This is a genomic window from Curtobacterium sp. 'Ferrero' (genome assembly GCF_002412165.1).
Classification (GTDB): Bacteria; Actinomycetota; Actinomycetes; order Actinomycetales; family Microbacteriaceae; genus Curtobacterium.
The window spans coordinates 57,098-75,912 of record NZ_NXIA01000006.1 but is presented as its reverse complement, the minus strand read 5'-3'; the positions used below and the strand labels follow the sequence as shown (position 1 = coordinate 75,912).

The 18,815-nt window shown below is 72.5% G+C and carries 18 protein-coding genes; 8 read left to right on the top strand and 10 right to left on the bottom strand.

What is annotated here, in order from left to right; translation table 11 throughout:
* Positions 1 to 24: 24 nt before the first annotated feature.
* Both Csp2054_RS07670 and Csp2054_RS07665 read right to left on the bottom strand, forming a co-directional pair.
* Positions 25 to 627, bottom strand: a complete 603-nt coding sequence (locus Csp2054_RS07670; RefSeq protein ID WP_096898774.1) for a histidine phosphatase family protein — start codon at positions 625 to 627, stop codon at positions 25 to 27.
* Positions 628 to 635: 8 nt separating this feature from the next.
* Positions 636 to 1,970: a M16 family metallopeptidase gene (locus Csp2054_RS07665; RefSeq protein ID WP_096898715.1), complete on the bottom strand. Its 1,335-nt coding sequence runs from the start codon at positions 1,968 to 1,970 to the stop codon at positions 636 to 638.
* Positions 1,971 to 2,216: 246 nt separating this feature from the next.
* Here Csp2054_RS07665 and Csp2054_RS07660 point away from each other — a divergent pair, with 246 nt between their 5' ends.
* Together Csp2054_RS07660 and Csp2054_RS07655 are read left to right on the top strand one after the other, a co-directional pair.
* Entirely contained in the window at positions 2,217 to 2,864 is a 648-nt protein-coding gene (locus Csp2054_RS07660; protein ID WP_096898714.1) for a TetR/AcrR family transcriptional regulator, read from the top strand.
* Between the two features lie 428 nt (positions 2,865 to 3,292).
* Complete coding sequence (locus Csp2054_RS07655) at positions 3,293 to 3,820, top strand: YbhB/YbcL family Raf kinase inhibitor-like protein (protein WP_096898713.1); 528 nt, start codon at positions 3,293 to 3,295, stop codon at positions 3,818 to 3,820.
* Positions 3,821 to 4,020: 200 nt separating this feature from the next.
* On the opposite strand, the gene Csp2054_RS07650 is transcribed toward Csp2054_RS07655, so the two are convergent.
* Complete coding sequence (locus tag Csp2054_RS07650; protein ID WP_096898712.1) at positions 4,021 to 6,294, bottom strand: polyribonucleotide nucleotidyltransferase; 2,274 nt, start codon at positions 6,292 to 6,294, stop codon at positions 4,021 to 4,023.
* A gap of 304 nt (positions 6,295 to 6,598) precedes the next feature.
* Here Csp2054_RS07650 and Csp2054_RS07645 point away from each other — a divergent pair, with 304 nt between their 5' ends.
* Positions 6,599 to 7,804, top strand: coding sequence for a coiled-coil domain-containing protein (locus Csp2054_RS07645; protein ID WP_096898711.1), 1,206 nt, complete (start codon positions 6,599 to 6,601; stop codon positions 7,802 to 7,804).
* A 117-nt stretch (positions 7,805 to 7,921) separates the two neighbouring features.
* Here Csp2054_RS07645 and Csp2054_RS07640 read toward each other — a convergent pair whose 3' ends face one another.
* A complete protein-coding gene (locus Csp2054_RS07640; protein ID WP_096898710.1) occupies positions 7,922 to 8,872 on the bottom strand; it encodes an FAD:protein FMN transferase in 951 nt (316 codons plus the stop codon).
* Positions 8,873 to 8,886: 14 nt separating this feature from the next.
* Here Csp2054_RS07640 and Csp2054_RS07635 point away from each other — a divergent pair, with 14 nt between their 5' ends.
* On the top strand, positions 8,887 to 9,219 hold the full coding sequence (locus Csp2054_RS07635) for a hypothetical protein (protein WP_096898709.1): 333 nt from the start codon (positions 8,887 to 8,889) through the stop codon (positions 9,217 to 9,219).
* Between the two features lie 86 nt (positions 9,220 to 9,305).
* Here Csp2054_RS07635 and Csp2054_RS07630 read toward each other — a convergent pair whose 3' ends face one another.
* From Csp2054_RS07630 to Csp2054_RS07620, 3 genes are all read right to left on the bottom strand, one after another.
* On the bottom strand, positions 9,306 to 9,917 hold the full coding sequence (locus tag Csp2054_RS07630) for a CE1759 family FMN reductase (RefSeq protein ID WP_096898708.1): 612 nt from the start codon (positions 9,915 to 9,917) through the stop codon (positions 9,306 to 9,308).
* Positions 9,918 to 10,081: 164 nt separating this feature from the next.
* A complete protein-coding gene (gene rpsO / locus Csp2054_RS07625; protein ID WP_058725132.1) occupies positions 10,082 to 10,351 on the bottom strand; it encodes a 30S ribosomal protein S15 in 270 nt (89 codons plus the stop codon).
* A 102-nt stretch (positions 10,352 to 10,453) separates the two neighbouring features.
* A complete protein-coding gene (locus Csp2054_RS07620; RefSeq protein ID WP_096898707.1) occupies positions 10,454 to 10,900 on the bottom strand; it encodes a VanZ family protein in 447 nt (148 codons plus the stop codon).
* A gap of 104 nt (positions 10,901 to 11,004) precedes the next feature.
* Here Csp2054_RS07620 and Csp2054_RS07615 point away from each other — a divergent pair, with 104 nt between their 5' ends.
* Genes Csp2054_RS07615 through Csp2054_RS07605 form a run of 3 tightly spaced genes read left to right on the top strand, consistent with a single transcriptional unit; the run spans position 11,005 to position 13,478 of the window.
* Complete coding sequence (locus Csp2054_RS07615; protein ID WP_176491611.1) at positions 11,005 to 12,060, top strand: glycoside hydrolase family 6 protein; 1,056 nt, start codon at positions 11,005 to 11,007, stop codon at positions 12,058 to 12,060.
* Between the two features lie 60 nt (positions 12,061 to 12,120).
* Positions 12,121 to 13,170 (top strand): M4 family metallopeptidase, encoded by a 1,050-nt coding sequence (locus tag Csp2054_RS07610; RefSeq protein ID WP_096898705.1) that lies wholly within the window; start codon positions 12,121 to 12,123, stop codon positions 13,168 to 13,170.
* Between the two features lie 32 nt (positions 13,171 to 13,202).
* On the top strand, positions 13,203 to 13,478 hold the full coding sequence (locus Csp2054_RS07605; RefSeq protein ID WP_096898704.1) for a protealysin inhibitor emfourin: 276 nt from the start codon (positions 13,203 to 13,205) through the stop codon (positions 13,476 to 13,478).
* A 173-nt stretch (positions 13,479 to 13,651) separates the two neighbouring features.
* Here Csp2054_RS07605 and Csp2054_RS07600 read toward each other — a convergent pair whose 3' ends face one another.
* From Csp2054_RS07600 to Csp2054_RS07590, 3 genes are all read right to left on the bottom strand, one after another.
* A complete protein-coding gene (locus Csp2054_RS07600; protein ID WP_096898703.1) occupies positions 13,652 to 15,895 on the bottom strand; it encodes a HelD family protein in 2,244 nt (747 codons plus the stop codon).
* A 191-nt stretch (positions 15,896 to 16,086) separates the two neighbouring features.
* Positions 16,087 to 16,923 carry an aldo/keto reductase gene (locus Csp2054_RS07595; RefSeq protein ID WP_096898702.1) on the bottom strand — a complete coding sequence of 279 codons (837 nt, stop codon included), beginning with the start codon at positions 16,921 to 16,923 and terminating at the stop codon, positions 16,087 to 16,089.
* Complete coding sequence (locus tag Csp2054_RS07590) at positions 16,923 to 17,294, bottom strand: FKBP-type peptidyl-prolyl cis-trans isomerase (RefSeq protein WP_022902133.1); 372 nt, start codon at positions 17,292 to 17,294, stop codon at positions 16,923 to 16,925. Before Csp2054_RS07590 ends, Csp2054_RS07595 begins: the two co-directional genes overlap by 1 nt.
* 170 nt (positions 17,295 to 17,464) lie before the next feature.
* Here Csp2054_RS07590 and Csp2054_RS07585 point away from each other — a divergent pair, with 170 nt between their 5' ends.
* Positions 17,465 to 18,781: an MFS transporter gene (locus Csp2054_RS07585; RefSeq protein ID WP_096898701.1), complete on the top strand. Its 1,317-nt coding sequence runs from the start codon at positions 17,465 to 17,467 to the stop codon at positions 18,779 to 18,781.
* Positions 18,782 to 18,815 lie beyond the last annotated feature (34 nt).

Sequence of the window (18,815 nt, the reverse complement as noted above, 5' to 3'; positions counted from 1 at the left end):
GACGGTGCACCGCGCGCGGTGCGGTCAGACCGGCTGGTCGACCGGCAACCCGGTCCGGAGCTCGACAGGCAGGTGCGCCAGGTCGTTCAGCGTGACGACCTCGGCGGGCTTCGCCGAGCGGATCCGGATGATCGTCAGCGCCGTGTGGGCGACGTTCGTGCCCATCCAGCGCCACTCCGGGGCCTGGAACGCCTCGCGGACGAACCAGCCGATCACCGCGTTGTGCGTGATGAGGAGGTCGTGCCGGTCCTCGCGGGCCGGGGTGAACCACTCCGCCACCGCATCGCCCATCTGGGCCTGTCCGGCGACGATCTCCTCCTCGGTGATGCCGCCGTACCAGCCCTGGTAGGCGTGCGGCATGTCCGGGGTCGGCCCGGACGGGATGCAGTCGAACAGGAGGGTCGAGGGCTGCGGCTGGATCGACGGCAGACGCTGCGCGATGAACGCGGCGGTCTCGCTCGGGGCGTCGAGGGGCGAGTGGTACACGCCGTCGAACGGGACGCCGCCGAGCCGGTCGGCGACGAGCATCGCCTGGCGCTTGCCGCGCTCCGACAGCTTGCCGTCACGGAGTCCGTGCTCGGCGTCCTGGTGTTCGCCGTGTCGGACCAAGTACAGGTAGTGCGACATGTCGATGCTCAACCCCCGGTACTGATCGCCGTCTCGAGGTCGTCCTGCCGCACCGCTCCGACCACCGAGGTGATCATCGGACGCGTCAGGAGGTCCTGCGCGAGCTCCTGCACGTCGGTGCGCGTGACGCGGTCGACACGCTCGAGGGCCGTGGCGAGGTCGGTGTACTCGCCGGTGCCGAGCTCGGAGCGTCCGAGGCGGGTCATGCGGGCGTCGGAGTCCTCGAGCGAGAGGGTGAGCGCGCCCTCGATCTGCCCCTTGGCACGGCGGAGCTCGTCGTCGGAGATGCCGTGCACCACCATCCGCGCGAACTCCTGGTCGACGATCTCGACCACGCCGGCGACGTTGTCCGGAGCACAGCCGGCGTAGACGCCGAACGCCCCGTTGTCGAGGTAGGCCGGCGCGAAGGACGACACGGCGTAGGCGAGCCCGCGGCGCTCCCGGACCTCCTGGAACAACCGGGAGCTCATCCCGCCGCCGAGCACGGCGTTCAGGACGCTGAGCACCGGGCGACGCTCGTCGCGCAGGTCGAGCCCCTGGGACCCGCGGAGCATGCTGACCTGCTCGGTCGGACGGTGGACCACCGAGAGTTTCGGCACTGCGGGGTCCGCGACCGGTAGCGGCGTGCGGCGGGCGAGCGGTGCAGCGTGCTCGGCGTCCTGGAACACGGCGTCGACCAGGGCGCAGAAGCGGTCGTGGTCCACGGCGCCCGCCGCGGTGACGACGATCCCGTTCGGCGCGTAGTGCTCCCGGTAGTGGGCGAGCACCTCGTCCCGCTGCACGGCTCGGATGCTGTCCGGGGTGCCGCCGATCGGGCGTCCGAGCGGGTGCCCGTCGAAGGCTGCCGCGAAGAAGGCCTCGCCCGCGACGTCGGCCGGGTCGTCCGCGGCCATCGCGAGCTCCTCGAGGATGACCCCGCGCTCCACGTCGAACGCCTCGGGGTCGAGGACCGAGCCGGTCACCATGTCGCCGATCACCTGCACGGCCATCGGGACGTCGGCGTCCCGCACCCGGGCGTAGTAGCAGGTGTACTCCTTGGCGGTCGCGGCGTTGTGCTCGCCGCCCACCGAGTCGAACGCGATGGCGATGTCGAGGGCCGAACGGGTCGCCGTGCCCTTGAACAGCAGGTGCTCGAGGAAGTGCGTGGAGCCGAACTGTCCCTCGCGCTCGTCACGGGAGCCGACCCCGACCCAGAACCCGATGCTGGTCGACGCAGCGCCCGGCACCGCCTCGGTGAGGACGCGGACACCGGACGGGAGGACGGTACGGCGGACGAAGGCTCCGCCGGACGTCAGGAACGACGTGTCCGGGGCCTCCAGTGGCAACGGCACAGGGTGACTCATCGCAGACGAGCCTACTGACCTCGACGGCCGTCCATCCCAGTTTCACCGCGCTTCCCGACGTGCCTCGAACTGGGGTACAGATTTTGAGGACAGACCGACTCGTCTGTCTGTCCTCCTTGTGGTACAGTTTCGTCACCGGATCGAAAGCCCCCCTAGATTCCGATCCGGTGGCTCGGGACATCAGTCCTGCGCGATCGATTCCCCCCGATCGGTCGCGGAGCCGATGAGTCCAAGGAGAGCCACGCTGTGACGGTCGATTCCCCCCAACCGGCCGTCCAGCGTCTCCTGGGCCCGAGCGAGAACCTCGCGTCGCCGGGCGGGTCGAGCGTCCCCCCGGCTCCCCGTCCCGGCGGCGCGAAGGTCCGCATCCTCGAGACCGCGACGAAGCTCTTCACCGAAGAGGGCATCCGCGGCGTCGGTGTCGACCGCCTTATCTCCGAGGCCAGCGTCACGAAGGCGACGTTCTACAAGCACTACGGGTCGAAGGACAACCTGATCCTCGCCTACGTCCGTGCCCAGCACGAGACGACGGTCGACCGGTTCGAGTCCATCGTCGCCGCCGCAGACTCCCCCGCCGAGGCCGTGCGGTCCTGGGTCGCGGCGATCGCGGCCCAGGTGGACGAGCCGGGGTTCCGCGGCTGCCCGTTCCTCAACGCCGCCGCCGAGTACCACGACCCGCGCGACCCCGTGCGCGAGGTCGTCGCGATGCACCGTGACTGGTACACGGAACGGCTGGCCACCCTGCTGCAGGCCGCCGGACACCCGCTGCCCGGCGACGGCGCCGACGAGCTCATGCTCGCGCGTGACGGTGCGATGACGGGTGCGTACGCCGGCGACGCCATCGCGGCGACCGCGGCGCTCGGCCGGGTGGTCGAGCGGGTGCTCGGCGCCTGACGCGATCGCGCATCGGGCCGGCTGCCGCTCGGGCCCGGCCCTGACGAGTCCGGTCGGACCCCGACGCGCCCGGTCGCTTTCGCGGAAGCGACAGAACGGTGCCGTCGCGCCGCACGCATCTGTCGCTTTCGCGGCACGGACGAGCCGATCGCCGACACGACTGTCGCTCTCGCGGCACCGACGGGCAAGGTCGAGCACGGGCCAGCGATCGGCCGGCCGGGAGGCACGGCGCGCGTCCGCCAGGACGGTCGCGGCCTCGGTGCGGGTCCGGCGACACGGCACGGGTCCGCCAGGCTCGTCGCGGCCTCATCGGCGCGGGTCCGGCGGCACGGCGCGGGCGCTCCCGTGTCCTCGGCCGTGACCTCGGCGATGAACACGGCGCCCGCCCGCCCCGGCGCTCCCGGAGCAGCCGGGTGTTGGCTGGTGCCATGACAAACGACCCGAACTGGAAGCTGCCCGACGTCCCCTCCTTCGAGCTGACGAGCCCGGACTTCACCGACGGCGACGCCCTCCCCGACTGGGCGCGCGGCTCGGACGTGGGCGGCGAGGACCGCTCCCCCGCCCTGTCCTGGTCCGGCGCCCCCGAGGGCACGAAGAGCTACGTGCTCACCGTCTACGACCCCGACGCCCCGACGGGCTCGGGCTTCTGGCACTGGGCGGTGACCGACATCCCCGCGAGCACGACCTCGCTCGAGCGCGGAGCGGGCACCGACGACGCCCTGCTGCCCGCCGAGGCCCTCCGGCGTCGCAACGAGTACGGCACCGACACGTTCCTCGGTGCTGCTCCCCCGGCCGGCCACGGCCCGCACCGGTACTTCTTCACGCTGAGTGCCCTCGATGTCCCCGTCCTGGAGGCCCCCGCGGACGCCACGCCCGCGGTCGTCGGGTTCCTGCTCCGCGAGCACCTGCTCGGCCGCGCGCAGCTGATGGGCACGCAGGAGACCCCCGCCGCCTGACGCACGCGCGGACGGACGGCCCCGAGACTCGCCCACGCGGACAGTTCCGCAGCCCGTCGGCCGCGAAACTGTCCGCAGGGCCGAGTCTCGGCAAGCCCGCCGAACAGCGTACGACGACCACCCACCACCAACGGCGAACGGCCGCCGCTCCCCTGCGGGAGCGACGGCCGTTCGTGCGCTGCGACGAGACGCGGTGCGGATCAGCCCTCGGCCGGGTCCTGCGTGTGCTTCTCGTGGCCCTCGCCCGACGCGGTGTCGGCGTCGTCGGCGATGACCGGCGCGAGCGACAGCTTGCCGCGGTCGTCCACCTTGGTGACCTCGACCAGGATCTTCTGGCCGACGCCGAGCACGTCCTCGACGTTCTCCACACGCTTGCCACCGGCGAGCTTGCGGACCTCGGAGACATGGAGCAGACCGTCGCGGCCCGGGAGCAGCGACACGAACGCACCGAACGTCGCGATCTTGACGACCGTGCCGAGGAACTGGTCCCCGATCTCCGGGTTCGTCGGGTTCGCGATCGCGTTGACCTGGGCGCGGGCGGCCTCGGCCGAGGGACCGTCGACGGCGCCGATGTACACGGTGCCGTCGTCCTCGATCGAGATGTCGGCGCCGGTCTCGTCCTGGATACCGTTGATCGTCTTGCCCTTCGGGCCGATCAGCTCGCCGATCTTGTCGACGGGGATCTGGACCGAGATGACCCGCGGCGCGGTGTCGGCCATCTCGTCGGGGGCGTCGATCGCCTCGTTCAGCACGCCGAGGATCGCGGAGCGCGCCTCCTTGGCCTGCTTGAGCGCGGCGTCGAGGACCGACGAGGGGATGCCGTCGAGCTTCGTGTCGAGCTGGATCGCCGTGACGAAGTCCGAGGTGCCGGCGACCTTGAAGTCCATGTCACCGAGGGCGTCCTCGGCACCGAGGATGTCGGTCAGCGCCGCGTAGCGGGTCTGGCCGTCGACGGTGTCGGAGACGAGGCCCATCGCGATGCCCGCGACCGGTGCCTTCAGCGGCACACCGGCGTTGAGGAGCGACAGGGTCGAGGCGCACACGGAGCCCATCGACGTCGAACCGTTGGAGCCGAGGGCCTCGGACACCTGACGGATGGCGTAGGGGAACTCCTCGCGCGACGGCAGCACCGGCACGAGCGCGCGCTCGGCGAGGAAGCCGTGCCCGATCTCGCGACGCTTCGGCGAACCCACGCGGCCGGTCTCACCGGTCGAGTAGGGCGGGAAGTTGTAGTGGTGCAGGTAGCGCTTCTTCGTGACGGGCGACAGCGAGTCGATCTGCTGCTCCATCTTGAGCATGTTCAGCGTGGTGACGCCGAGGATCTGCGTCTCGCCGCGCTGGAAGATCGCCGAGCCGTGGACGCGCGGGATCACGGCGACCTCGGCGTCGAGCGGACGGATGTCGGCGAGGCCGCGGCCGTCCATGCGGACCTGCTCGGTCAGGATGCGGCCGCGGACGACCTTCTTCGTGACCGACTTGTACGCAGCGGAGACCTGGCCGTTGGCCTCGGCCGGCAGTGCACCGGACTCGACCTGGGCCGCGATGGCCTCCTTGACGCGGGCCTTGAGGGCGTCGTCCGCGTCCTGGCGCTCGAGCTTGCCGGCGATCTTGTAGACGTCGGCGAGCTCGGTCAGCGCGAGCGACTCGACGGCCGAGTAGACCTCGGGCGCGTACGGCGGGAAGACCGGGTAGTCCTGGATCTCCTTGGCCGACTGGGCGGCCATCTTCGCCTGCGCCTCGACGAGGACCTTGAGGAACGGCTTCGCCGCCTCGAGGCCCTGCGCGACGACGGCCTCGTCCGGCTTGGTCGCGCCGCCCTGGATGAGGTCCCAGCTGTGCTCGGTGGCCTCGGCCTCGACCATCATGATCGCGACGTCCTCGTTGCCTGCCTCGTCGGTGACGACACGGCCCGCGACGGTGAGGTCGAACACGGCCTGCTCGAGCTGCGACGCCTTCGGGAACGCGACCCACTGGCCGTCGATGAGCGCGAGGCGCACACCGGCGATCGGGCCGGAGAACGGCAGACCGGAGATCTGCGTCGACGCGGACGCGGCGTTGATCGCGAGGGCGTCGTAGAACTCGTCCGGCGCGATGCTCAGGACGGTGATGACGATCTGGACCTCGTTGCGGAGGCCGTCGACGAACGACGGGCGCAGCGGCCGGTCGATGAGGCGGCAGACGAGGATCGCCTCGGTCGACGGGCGGCCCTCACGGCGGAAGAACGAGCCGGGGATCTTGCCCGCGGCGTACGAGCGCTCCTCGACGTCGACGGTCAGCGGGAAGAAGTCGAAGCCCTCCCGGGGGTGCTTGCCGGCGCTGGTGGCCGAGAGGAGCATGGTCTCCTCGTCGAGGTACGCGGCGACCGCGCCCTGCGCCTGCTGCGCGAGTCGGCCGGTCTCGAACCGGACGACGCGCTTGCCGAACTTGCCGTTGTCGATGACGGCTTCGGCGAACTTGATCTCGGGACCCTCCAAAAGGGTGCCTCCTTGACGTGTTCTCGGCAGACCCGGCGACGGCACACGGCGGTGCGTGCGCGCCGAGGGAGTCGGGACGCATGTCTGGCCAGCAGTAGAAGCACTCGGGACACGTCGTCGCCCGCGAGCCACCACCGATGACCAGCTCCGTGCCCGGTCTGCGCAGTGTTGGTGTGTCGCCCGGAGTAGCCCCCGGACGGCCGCCCGGGGAACGGTCCCCGGACGGACAGGACTTTACCAGTCCTCAGGCACTCGGCGGGCGAGGCGCACGACGAACGCACGAGTCGCCGGTACCGTACGGTCCATGCGCCTCCCCCAGTCCGGGCGAGGGTTCGTCGTGGCCGCCGTGGTCGCGGGCGTGCTCGTCGCCCCGTTCGTCACCGCGGTACCGGCCAGCGCGACCAGCTACCCGACGTGGCAGGACGTCCAGGCCGCGAAGGGGAACGAGCAGGCGAAGCAGGCCGAGGTGGACCGGGTCCAGACCGCGCTGCACCAGGTGCAGGCCGACGCGGCGGCGAAGTCGGCCGCCGCGATCACCGCCTCCGAGGCGGCGGACCGCGCCGAGGCGGACCTGGCGACCGCCACCCAGACCGCCACGAGCCTCCAGGCCCAGGCCGACAGCGCGTCGGCGACCGCCGAGCGCGCCCAGCAGCGCGCCGGCCAGCTGGCCGCGAACCTCTACCGCGACGGCACCACCGACCAGATGACCACCCGGATCGCGACGACGAAGGACCCGGGGCAGCTGCTGTACCAGCTCGGCGCGCTCGACCAGCTCTCGTCCACGTGGGCCGGGGTGATGGACGACGCGTCGGTCGCGGCGCGGACGGCGTCGTCCCTCCACGACCAGGCGCAGCGCGCCGAGGACGAGCGTGCGCAGCTCGCGGACGCGGCGCAGGAGAAGTCGGATGCGGCGACCGCCGCCGAGGAGACGGCGCAGGCCGCCGTCGCGGACACCCAGCAGCACAGCGACGAGCTGTACGCCCAACTCGCGTCGCTCAAGGACACCACCGCGGCGAAGGAGCGCGGCTACGAGCTCGGGCTGCAGGTCGCCGCGCAGGAGGCGGAGCAGCGGCGCCGTCGTGCAGAGGCAGCGGCGAAGCAGCAGGAACAGCAGGCGGCTGCAGCGGCGAACCCGAGCAGCAGCAGCACGAGCGGGGGTTCCGGCACGAACTACCCGAGCACCGGCGGTGTGGTCGTCGACCCGGTGGGCGCCCAGGCGTACGCCCGGAGCGCGATCGGCGCGTACGGCTGGGGCTCCGACCAGATGGGCTGCCTCGTGTCGCTGTGGACGCAGGAGTCCGGGTGGCGGGCCAACGCCCTCAACGTGTCGAGCGGCGCGTACGGCATCCCGCAGGCGCTCCCGGCCGACAAGATGGCCGTCGCCGGGGCGGACTGGCGGACGAACGCGGCCACGCAGATCAACTGGGGCCTCGCGTACATCCACGACGCCTACGGGTCGCCCTGCGCGGCGTGGAGCCACGAGATGAGCGAGAACCCGCACTGGTACTGACCCGACCGGTGGCGGACGGGAGGCCCGTGGCGGCGCCGCCACGGGCCTGGCGTCCGACGGTCGGTCGCCTCCACGACGACGCGGCCGTCGCCGTCCGCGGGGTCGGCCGGCAGGACGTCAGGCGGCCCGGAGGTCCTCTGCGGGCCAGCCGCCCAGGCGGATGACCTCGCCCGTGGCGGACACGAGGCGGGCCGCACGCCCGCTGGCGCGCAGCATCGCGGGGGCGCCGCGACCGCGCACGATCGCCGACGTCGTCATGGTGTTCGCGGTGACGCACGAGGGCGCGACCACCGTGACCGAGCGCCACACCGGCTCGGCCGGGAGCCCCCACCGCGGGTCGAGGATGTGGTGCCGGGCGTGGCCGTCCTGCTCCCAGCGCCGCTTCTGCGTGCTCGACGTGGCGACCGACCACCCGGAGGCGATGCGCACGTGGTCGACGGGGTCGGACTCGAGGTCCTGCACCCGCACCTGCCAGCCGCCGGACGGGTCGGGGCCGGCCGTCGCGACGTCGCCGCCGAGCGACACGAGCGCACCGATCCCGAGCCGCGCGGTGATGCGCGCCGCCGCCATGTCGGCCGCGGCGGCCTTCGCCGTTGCACCGAGGTCGAGACGGACGCCGACGGGGAGCCGGAGGAACGTGCCAGACAGCAGGATGCGCTGCCACGCCGGTCGCGTGTCGAGCGACGCGGCGACGGCACCGGGACCGCGCTCGTCGCGCGTGGCGGCTGCCGGGTGGGGTGACCCGTCGGTGGCGAACGCCGCGTCGTAGCCGAGGGAGACCATGCGGGACCCGAGGGTCGGGTCGACGTCGCCCTCGCTGAGCCGTGCGGCGTCGAGCGCCTGGTGCACGAGGGAGGCGAGGAGCGGCGAGACCTCGGCACCGCGTTCGAGCTCGGCGGCGCGCGCCTCGAGCTCGGAGTCGCTGCGGAAACGGCTGCAGGCGGCGTCGACGGCGTCGGTGACCTCGCGGACGCAGGCCTCGGCGGCGGCGAGGTGGCGTCGGTCCCGGTGGTCGAGCACGACGCGGGCGGTGGTGGTCCAGAGTTCCCACTCGGTGGCGGCGCGCACGTCAGGACCCCGTGGTGGTGGCGTCGGACGAGGAGTTGCTGTTGCCCTGCGTCACGCCGGAGCTCGTGCTGGAGCTGTCGCTGCTGGAGCCGGTCGAGCTGGAGCTGTCGCTGCTTCCGGTCGAGTTCGAGTTGTCGCTGCTGCCGCTCGAGCTGCTGCCGGAGCTGCCGCTCGTGGTGCTGCCGCTCGTGCTCGTGCTGGTCCCGGTGTCGCTCGTGCCCTGCTCGTGCCCGATCCACACCCCGGCGCCGGTGACCATCGCGACCACCAGACCGCCGAGGCTCACCAGGGAGCTGGTCGTCTTGAACCTGTTCGTGAAGCCCATCGTTCCTCCTCGTCCGTCATGACGAGGTTCCCCGGCGGATCCATGAGCGGGTTCGGTGGGAGCTGTGTCCCGGCTGGACGCTCCGTCCGTACCGTTCGGATCCTCCGATCAGCGCTGCAGACCGCCGAGGAGGGTCGCGAAGTCCGGCGTGGCCGGCAGGGCGTCCGCCTGCTGCGGCGCCCGACGGGAGGCCCGGATCGCCCAGGCGAGGTCGCCGCCGGCCCGGCGGATGCGTGCGTCCAGGGCGGCTTCGTCGCTCCCCCAGTCCTCCGTCGCGGCGAACACGCCGGTCGGGACCACCGCGGCGCGGAGGTAGGCGAACACGGGGCGGAGGGCGTGCTCGAGGGCCAGCGAGTGCCGGGCCGTGCCCCCGGTCGCACCGAGGAGCACGGGCGTGTCGGTCAGGGCGTCCTTGTCGAGCACGTCGAGGAACGACTTCGCGAGCCCGCTCACCCCCGCTGTGAACACCGGCGTGACGAACACGACGGCGTCGGCCTCGACGACCGTGGCGATCGCCTCCGCGAGCGCCGGTGCGGCGAAGCCGGTCAGCATCGCGTCGACGACCTCGTGCGCGAGCGGTCGGAGTTCGACGTGCCGGATCGCGGCGGAGGTACCCTCGGCGCGCAGGGCGTCGACGGCGGCCTGGCCGAGGCGATCGGCGAGCAGCCGGGTGGAGCTGGGGTCCGAGAGTCCTGCGGAGACGACGGCGATGGTGGTCATGGTGGTTCCCGACTTTCGATGCGTTTGCATGAACATCGTACCGAACCGCGCGACGGGCGCAACCATTCCCGCCCGGTCACCACGGGCCTCCCGGCCGGGAACGGACGAACGCCCGGTCTTCCGAGGAAGACCGGGCGTTCAGTCGAGCAGTGTCCGCGTGGGACTCAGCGGCGCAGGCCGAGGCGCTCGATGAGCGCACGGTAGCGGTTGATGTCCACGTCGGCGAGGTAACCGAGGAGGCGGCGACGCTGACCGACCATGAGCAGCAGACCACGACGCGAGTGGTGGTCGTGCTTGTGCTCCTTGAGGTGCTCGTTCAGGTCGTTGATGCGACGCGTCAGAACGGCGACCTGGACCTCGGGGGATCCGGTGTCGCCCGGGTGGGTCGCGTACTCTTCGATGATCTCCTGCTTGACCTTCGCGTCAAGTGCCATGGATGATCCCCTTTCCTGTCCGTTGCGCGGTGCCCGTGCCTGCTGCACGAGCGCTCTTTGTCCGCGGCCGTTCGACGGCAACCGGAGAAGACTACCAGAGGATCATGCCGTCCGGGGTCGCAGGCGCCGTCGCCGACGGGCCGGCAGCAGGCTCCGGAACAGGCCGGCGAGGGTCGCCCCGAGGAGTCCGCCGAGGCCGTTCGACAGTACGTCGCGGGGGTCGGACACGCGGTTCGGCAGGTAGGCGCCCTGGTACAGCTCGATGCCGCTGGAGAGGGCGACGGCGACGAGCGCGCCGAGCACCCACCACCGGCGGGGCAGCCACGCGGCGGCGAGCATGCCGACCGGCACGAACATCGCGATGTTCGCGAGGAACTCGGTGCGGTCGTACGACAGCCAGGTGCTCCCGGTCAGACGCTGGGCCCACCGGATGGCGTGCTCGACGAGCGAGCTCTGCGCGGCCGTGAACACCTGGGGCGTGAGGGTCATCCGCCAGATCACCCACGCGTACCCGACGGTCAGGGCGAGGAGGAGGAGTTTCCGGAGCATCCGCAGAGTCTGCCGCACCGACGCTCGGGATCGGCTGGCCCACGCCTGGCAGATCGCCCCGAGCGACTCCCCGCTGCCGCCGGGAGCCTGCGACGATGGACCCCATGACGGACCAGGGGAACCGCTCGCCACGGGGACGGCGGTCGTCGGCGCGCCGGCAGTGGTGGTGGATCGGCGGGACGATCGGACTCGTCGGCGCGTTCGTCCTGGCGGGCGTCCTCGTCCACCCGCACGACGAGCCCCTGGACGATCGCCGCGGGGTCGTGCACCGGTCGACCGCCGCGCAGGCGTTCCCGGGCGGACTCGCGACGCAGCCCGGTGCGCTGAACCCGGCGCGGCAGCGCGAGACCGCGGCCCGGGCGGCCGGGCAGGACTCCACCGCGGCCGAGATCGCCGTCATCGCGGACCAGCCGATCGCCACCTGGCTCACCGACGACTCGACCACGAGGACCCGTCAGACCGTCCGGCAGGTGGTCCAGCACGCCCGGGAGCAGCACCGCACCCCCGTCTTCGTCCTCTACGACGTGCCGGACCGCGACTGCGGCCACTACTCAGCGGGCGGGAACTCGGCCTCCGGCTACGTGCCGTGGGTGCGATCGGCGGCGCGGGCGATGGCGGGCAGCCACGCCGTCGTGCTCGTCGAACCCGACTCGATCGCGCAGATCCAGGTGTGCCCTCGACTCCGGTCGACGCGGCTGCCGCTGCTGCACCAGGCCGTCGACGCGCTCAGCGGGCACGGGCTGACGGTGTACCTCGACGGCGGCAACGAACGCCGTGTCCCCGTCGCCACGCAGGCCCGGTGGCTGCGGGACGCCGGCGTCGACCGGACGCAGGGGTTCTTCACCAACGTGTCGAACTTCTACCGCGTCGACACCGAGCGGACCTACGCGGACGAGCTCGCCGACCGGATCGGCGGGGACCCGCACTTCGTCATCGACGTCTCCCGGAACGGGCGGGGCTGGCGCGGCACCTGGTGCAACCCCCGGGGCGCCGGACTCGGGCAGACGCCGCACGTCACCCGCGGCACCACCCGGCTGGACGCCCTGCTCTGGGTCAAGACGCCGGGGCTCAGCGACGGCACCTGCAACGGCGGTCCCGCGGCCGGGCAGTGGTGGGAGTCGTACGCCCTGGCGCTCGTCGCCAACCGCAGAGCGGACTGACCGCGCTGTCGGACCCCGCGGACTGACCGCGCTGTCGGACCCCGGTGGTTGCATGTCGCCATGACCCCGACCGCCCGGATCCACTCCGTCGTCCCGCCGTACCTCCTCCGCGCCGTCGCCGACGCGGCGGACTTCCCCCGGGCCGCGTCGGCCGCCCGCACCGCGCTCGCCTCGCTCGAGGTCGTCCAGCGGCCGAAGCACGAGGTCCGCAACGCGCCGGAGCCGGTGGCCGGGGCGCTCGACCGCTCCCCGCAGCGCACGATCTCCGACGCACACGGGACCACCACGCTGCCGGGCGACGTCGTCCGTCGCGAGGGCGACCCGGCGACCGGGGACGCTGCCGTCGACGAGGCCTGGACGGGCCTCGGGGACACGCACGCCTTCTGGCTCGACGTCTTCGGGCGCGTGTCGATCGACGGCGCGGGCCTGGCGTTGGACGCCACGGTTCACTACGGCCACGACTACGACAACGCCTACTGGGACGGCAGCCGCATGGTGTTCGGGGACGGCGACGGCGAGGTGTTCGAACGCTTCACCATCGCGGTCGACGTCATCGGGCACGAACTCGCGCACGGTGTCACGCAGTACACCGCGGACCTGACGTACGAGGGGCAGTCGGGCGCGCTCAACGAGTCGATCAGCGACGTGTTCGGCTCGCTGGTGCTGCAGTACGCGCGGAAGCAGACCGCCGACCAGGCCTCGTGGCTGATCGGCGAGGGCCTCTTCACGCCTCGGGTGCACGGGGTGGCCCTGCGGTCCATGAAGGCCCCCGGTACGGCCTACGACGACCCGGTGCTCGGCAAGGACCCGCAGCCGGCGACGATGGCGGGCTACGTCGACACGACGGACGACAACGGCGGCGTGCACACCAACTCCGGCATCCCCAACCACGCGTTCTACCTCGCCGCCACCGCGATCGGCGGCAACGCCTGGGACGGTGCCGGTGCGGTCTGGTGGGACGCGCTCACCTCGGACGCGACGACGAAGTCGATCGACTTCGCGGGGTTCGCCGGCGTGACCGTGACGGCCGCGGCCTCGCGCTTCGGGGACAGATCGCGCGAACACGCGGCGGTCGAGCAGGCCTGGCGCGACGTCGGCGTCCTGAGCTGACCCGCCCGGTGCCGCCGGCGTACGGTCAGGGCATGCACATCGCCGTCCGCCGGACCGGGGGCTTCGCCGGGACCACCCGGGGGTGGCGTGTCGACACGGACACCTGTGCCGACCCCGACGGGTGGAGGGAGCTCGTCGGCGCGCTCCCCCACGAGGTCCCCGCGCCGTCGCCCGCGGTCCGCGACGACTTCACGTGGACGATCACGGTCGAGGAGCGCTCGGTGACCATCCCGGGCAGTCGCCTCGACGGGGAGTGGGCGACCCTGGTGTCCCGCGTCCGCAACGAGGGCGACCCCGACACCGGCTGACCCGCGCTGCGCCGCGCCCTGTCCGGCAGGAGGCACCGCGCCAGCCTGCCACGCGCCTCCCGTCCGACGCGCGGCAGCGCACGACGCGGGCCGCTCCGACCCACGCGCGCCCACGGTGCAGCGTGCCTCCGGTCGTGCGGCGTGGCACGCGCCTGCCGCGGGTGGGTGGGGCCTCAGGCGACGTCGACGACCGTCAGGCGCCGCGTCGGCCGCGTCATGGCGACGTAGACCGCCGCGGCAGCCCGCGCCGCGTCCGCGCCGACCCGCTCGGGGTCGACGAGCAGCACCCCGTCGAACTCGAGCCCCTTCGCGTCGGCCCCGGTGAGCACCGTGACGGACCCCGGCCGCGGCGAGCCGAGGGACCGGACGTCGGCCTCGGTCCGCGCGAGTCGCTGCCGCACGGCATCGACGTCGGCCTCCGGCACGATCACACCGACCGTGCCCGAGCCGATCGCAGCGCGCTCGTCGTCGACCAGCGACGCGACGGTGTCGAGCACCGCCCCCCGGTCGACCCGCACGCGCTGCACGGGGTCGCCATCGCGAACGGCCTCGGTCCGGGTGACCACGAGTCCCGCGGCCTCGGCGTACTCCCCGGCTGCACGCACGATCGACCGCGGCGTGCGGTAGTTGACGGTGAGCTCCTCGATGCGGTGCTCAATCGGCACCTGCGGGGCACGGCCACGACGACGACGGGCGAGCGCGCCGACGACGTCGTCCCAGGTGCGGGCGGCCCCCGGCGAGGATCCCTGCGCCATGTCGCCGACGATCGTGAACGACCGCAGCGGGTTCCGACGGGCGAGGATCCGCCACTGCATCGGGGAGAGCTCCTGCGCCTCGTCGACGACGATGTGCCCGTAGGTCCACTCGCGGTCCTCGGCGGCGCGCTCGGCCGTGGTGCGGGGGTCGCCGCCCTCGGCGAAGGACCCGGCGACCTGCTCGGCGGTGACGATGCCCTCGACGCCCATGTTCTCGATGGCCTGACGCGCGTTCTCGATGTCGCGGTTCCGACTCGCCTTCGCGGCTCGCTTGGCAGCGCCGCCGGTGGGATCGAACGGGCCGAGCAGCTCGGCGGCCTCGTCGAGGAGCGGGACGTCCTCGACCGTCATCGCGGACCCGCGTGGGCGGAGCAGCAGGGCGCGGCGCTCCGGGGTCCAGTTCGGGGTCAACGACGCGAGCCAGTTCGGACGGGCGTAGAGGTCCTCCACGAGCTTCTCGGCCGGGAGCGGCAGCCACGCGGTGTTGAGCAGGACACGGGCGTCGTACGAGGAGCGGATGTCCTCGCGGAGGACCTTCTCGTCCGCCTCGTCCACGGTCGTCCCGCGCTCGCGCAACTGGTCGGCGAGCAGCCGGGTCATCGCGTCGAGGGCGATCTTGTTGAACGTCACCCGCGCGACGTTGTGGGGCTTGCCGCGGTCCTGCGCCCGCTTCATGGCGTCGGCGACGAGCTGCGGCGGGACCACCAGCCGTTCCCCCTCGACGTCGAGCGTGACGGGCTCGGTCGGCACGACCTGCCGCGAGCGGACGGCACGGCGGAGCAGGGACGCAATCTCGGCCGAGCCCTTGACGGCGGCGACGTCCCGCTGGTCGTGCGTCGTCGCGTGCACGCCCGGGTAGAGCGACCCGAGCGAAGCCATCACCACGCCGGTCTCGCCGAGGGAAGGCAGCACCTGCTCGATGTAGGTCAGGAACGCCGGGGACGGCCCGACCACGAGCACGCCGGACCCGCGGAGCCGCTCGCGGTACGAGTACAGCAGGTAGGCGGCACGGTGGAGTGCGACCGCGGTCTTGCCGGTGCCGGGGCCGCCCTGCACGATGAGCACACCCTCGAGCGGGGAACGGATGATGCGGTCCTGCTCCGCCTGGATCGTGGCGACGATGTCGGTCATCCGGCCGGTGCGCTCCGCGGTGACGGCGGCCAACAGCGCGCCCTCGCCCTGCAGGTGCGTCCGCTCGTCGTCGTAGAGCGCGGCGTCGAAGACCTCGTCCTCGACCCCGACGACGCTGCGTCCGTCGAGCGTGAGGTGCCGCCGGGCCCGCATGCCCATCGGGTGCGCCGCGGTCGCCTGGTAGAACGCGCTCGCCCCGGGCACGCGCCAGTCGAGCAGGAGCGGCCGGTGGTCGTCGTCGCGGAGGCCGACCCGGCCGATGTACCGGAACGTGTCCTCGTCGCTGTCCGGCTCGGCGACCTCGAGCCGGCCGAAGACGAGCCGGTCGCCGACGCGTTCGAGCGTCGCGATGGTGTCCTCGTAGAGCCGGGCGTACGCGTCGCGCTCGCTGCGGCTCTGGTGGTTCCCGCCGACCGCCTGACGGCGGGTCTCGGCGAGACGCTGCTCGGCCTCGGCGGTCAGTTCGTCGAGCCGGGCGAAGAGCCCGTCGACGTAGCCACGCTCGCGGTCGATCTCGGTCGGTTCGGACACACGCCACCCTTCGGGAAACAGGGGTGTCCAGTGTAGTCCCGCGGGACCGACACCGGAGACGTCGCGACGCGACCGCGGAACGACGGGAGGCACGTGGTTCTGCCCGCCCGACACCGCGCTCCGGACACAGCACCGCGATCTTCCACGGTGCTGTGTCCGGAACCTGGTTCCGGGGCGAGGGACCGGGCCGTCTACATCTCCTCGTGCGTGTCCGGGTCACCGTCCCAGAGGCGCCCGCGCTCGAGCGCGGAGATCGCCTGGACCTCGTCGTCGGTCAGCTCGAAGCCGAAGACGTCGAGGTTCTCGCGCTGCCGCGAGGCGTCCCCCGACTTCGGCACCGGCACGGCACCGAGCTGCACGTGCCAGCGCAGCACGACCTGACCGGGCGTGACACCGTGCGCCTCGGCCGCCGCGACGACCGGCTGCTCGGACATGAGCTCGGACTGCTTCGCGAGCGGGCTCCAGCTCTCGGTCACGATGCCGAGCTCCTGGTGCACCTTCCGCAGCGCTGCCTGGGGGAAGTACGGGTGCAACTCGACCTGGTTCACGGCCGGAGCGACCCCGGTGGCGTCGACGATCCGCTCCAGGTGCTCCGGCGTGAAGTTCGAGACACCGATCGAGCGGACCTTGCCCGCGTCGCGGAGGTCGACGAACGCCTTCCACGTGTCGACGAACTTGTCGACCGACGGGTTCGGCCAGTGGATGAGGTACAGGTCCACGTGGTCGAGACCGAGGTTCGCGAGCGACTCGTCGATCGAGCGGTGCGCCTCGTCGTAGCCGTGGTGGCGCCCCGGCAGCTTCGTCGTGACGACGAGGTCCTCACGGTCGACGCCGGACTCGCGGACCGCGCGGCCGACGGCGTCCTCGTTGCCGTAGTTGAGGGCGGTGTCGAGCAGCCGGTAGCCGCTCGCGATCGCGGCGAGCACCTGCTGCGTGCCCTCGTCGCCGTTCAGGCCGTAGGTGCCGAGGCCGAGCTCGGGGAACCGGTGGCCGTCGTTCAGCTCGATCGTCGGGGCGCCGACCTGCATCAGCGGACCCCGAGCAGGTCGATGACGAAGATGAGGGTCTTGCCGGAGAGGAAGTGTCCGCCGCCGGCCGGGCCGTAGGCGAGCTCCGGCGGGACGACGAGCTTGCGGCGACCGCCGACCTTCATGCCGGGGATGCCCTCCTGCCAGCCGCGGACGAGCGCCGCGAGCGGGAAGTCGATCGGCTCGCCGCGGTTCCAGGAGCTGTCGAACTCCTCGCCCGACTCGTACTCGACACCGGCGTAGTGGACCTTGACGGTCGAGCCGGCCGTGGCCTCGTCGCCGGAACCCTCGACGATGTCGGTGATCACGAGCTCGGTGGGGGCCGGGCCCTCGGGGGCGTCGAACTCGGGCTTGCTGTTGAGGTCAGTCATGCCCGTCAGTCAACCAGGTCGGTCACTGGGCGATCCCGGGCCGCGCGGGTGTCTCGCTGCCCGCGAACGGGCGGTTCCGGCAGCGCCACGTGGACGATCGGCGCGCATTCCGCCCGCCCGCGCCACCGGACCACCCGCGGGCACCCCGGCTGCACCAGAATGGTTCCACCGTGACACGATCCGACACCACTCCGCGCCGCCGCCTACTCGCCGACCTCACCCCGCTCCGCCGCTCCCCCGCGTTCGCGCGGCTCTGGGCGGGCACGGCGATCGCGGGCATCGGCACGCAGATGACCACCGTCGCGGTCGGCCTCGAGGTCTACGAGATCACCCACTCGACCTTCGCCGTGGCACTCGTCGGGGTGATCGCCCTGGTGCCGATGATCGTCGCGGGCCTGTACGGCGGGATGCTCGCGGACGCGTTCGACCGGCGACTCGTCGCCCTCGTCTCGGCGGTCGTCGCCTGGGCCGCGGTCGCCCTCATCGCCACGCACGCCTGGCTCGGGCTGCACAGCGTCGCGCTGCTGTACGTGCTCGCCACGGTGAACGCCGTCGCGGCGACGGTGAGCAACGCCTCCCGGTCGGCGATCGTGCCGCGGCTCGTCGGGACGGACCTGCTCCCCGCGGCGAGCGCCCTCGGCGGCATCGCGTCCGGGTTCCAGGTCACGATCGGTCCGGCGATCGCCGGCGTGCTCATCGCGGGCGTCGGCTTCGCCCCGACGTACACGATCGACGTGGTGCTGTTCACGTTCGCGTTCCTCGGGGTGTTCACGCTGCCGCGGATGGCCGCCGAGCACGACGCCCTCCGCCCGGGGCTGAGCTCGCTCGTGGAGGGCGCGCGGTTCCTCCGGCGGTCGCGCAACATCACCATGACGTTCGTGCTCGACATCGTCGCGATGACGTTCGGGCAGCCGCGCGTGCTGTTCCCGGCGATCGGTGCGCTCGTGATCGGCGGCGGGTCGATCACGGTCGGCACCCTGACGGCCGCGTACGCGATCGGTGCCCTGCTGTCGAGCGTGTTCTCCGGTCCGCTCGGCCACGTGCGGCGGCAGGGCGAGGCCGTCGGCTGGGCGATCACGGCCTATGGCGGGGCGATCGCGGCGTTCGGTGTCGTGATCGCGGTCGCGCACCTGCTCGGCGGGCGCTCCGGCGAGCGCTTCGACGCCGGGATCCTGCCGGCGCTCGGGCTCGCGGCGCTGTTCCTGGCGGCGGCGGGCGGCGCGGACAACGTCAGCTCGGTGTTCCGGAACACGATCCTGCAGGCGGCGGCACCGGACGGGATGCGGGGGCGGCTGCAGGGCATCTTCATCGTGGTGGTCACGGGCGGCCCGCGCGTGGGTGATCTGTACGCCGGGCTCGTCGTGGCGGCGGGCATCGCGTACCCGCCGATCATCGGGGGCGTGCTCATCATCGGGCTCGTCGCGCTGCTGCTCCGGCTCGTGCCGTCGTTCCGCCGGTACGACGCGCTCGACCCGCACGCGAACTAGCCGCGGGGAGGTCGGTCGCTTCCGCGAAAGCGAC

Coding starts and splice junctions, on each gene's coding strand:
- Csp2054_RS07670 (WP_096898774.1), bottom strand. CDS start 627: ATGTCGCACTACCTGTACTTGGTCCGACACGGCGAACACCAGGACGCC.
- Csp2054_RS07665 (WP_096898715.1), bottom strand. CDS start 1,970: ATGAGTCACCCTGTGCCGTTGCCACTGGAGGCCCCGGACACGTCGTTC.
- Csp2054_RS07655 (WP_096898713.1), top strand. CDS start 3,293: ATGACAAACGACCCGAACTGGAAGCTGCCCGACGTCCCCTCCTTCGAG.
- Csp2054_RS07645 (WP_096898711.1), top strand. CDS start 6,599: ATGCGCCTCCCCCAGTCCGGGCGAGGGTTCGTCGTGGCCGCCGTGGTC.
- Csp2054_RS07630 (WP_096898708.1), bottom strand. CDS start 9,917: ATGACCACCATCGCCGTCGTCTCCGCAGGACTCTCGGACCCCAGCTCC.
- rpsO (WP_058725132.1), bottom strand. CDS start 10,351: ATGGCACTTGACGCGAAGGTCAAGCAGGAGATCATCGAAGAGTACGCG.
- Csp2054_RS07620 (WP_096898707.1), bottom strand. CDS start 10,900: ATGCTCCGGAAACTCCTCCTCCTCGCCCTGACCGTCGGGTACGCGTGG.
- Csp2054_RS07615 (WP_176491611.1), top strand. CDS start 11,005: ATGACGGACCAGGGGAACCGCTCGCCACGGGGACGGCGGTCGTCGGCG.
- Csp2054_RS07610 (WP_096898705.1), top strand. CDS start 12,121: ATGACCCCGACCGCCCGGATCCACTCCGTCGTCCCGCCGTACCTCCTC.
- Csp2054_RS07605 (WP_096898704.1), top strand. CDS start 13,203: ATGCACATCGCCGTCCGCCGGACCGGGGGCTTCGCCGGGACCACCCGG.
- Csp2054_RS07595 (WP_096898702.1), bottom strand. CDS start 16,923: ATGCAGGTCGGCGCCCCGACGATCGAGCTGAACGACGGCCACCGGTTC.
- Csp2054_RS07590 (WP_022902133.1), bottom strand. CDS start 17,294: ATGACTGACCTCAACAGCAAGCCCGAGTTCGACGCCCCCGAGGGCCCG.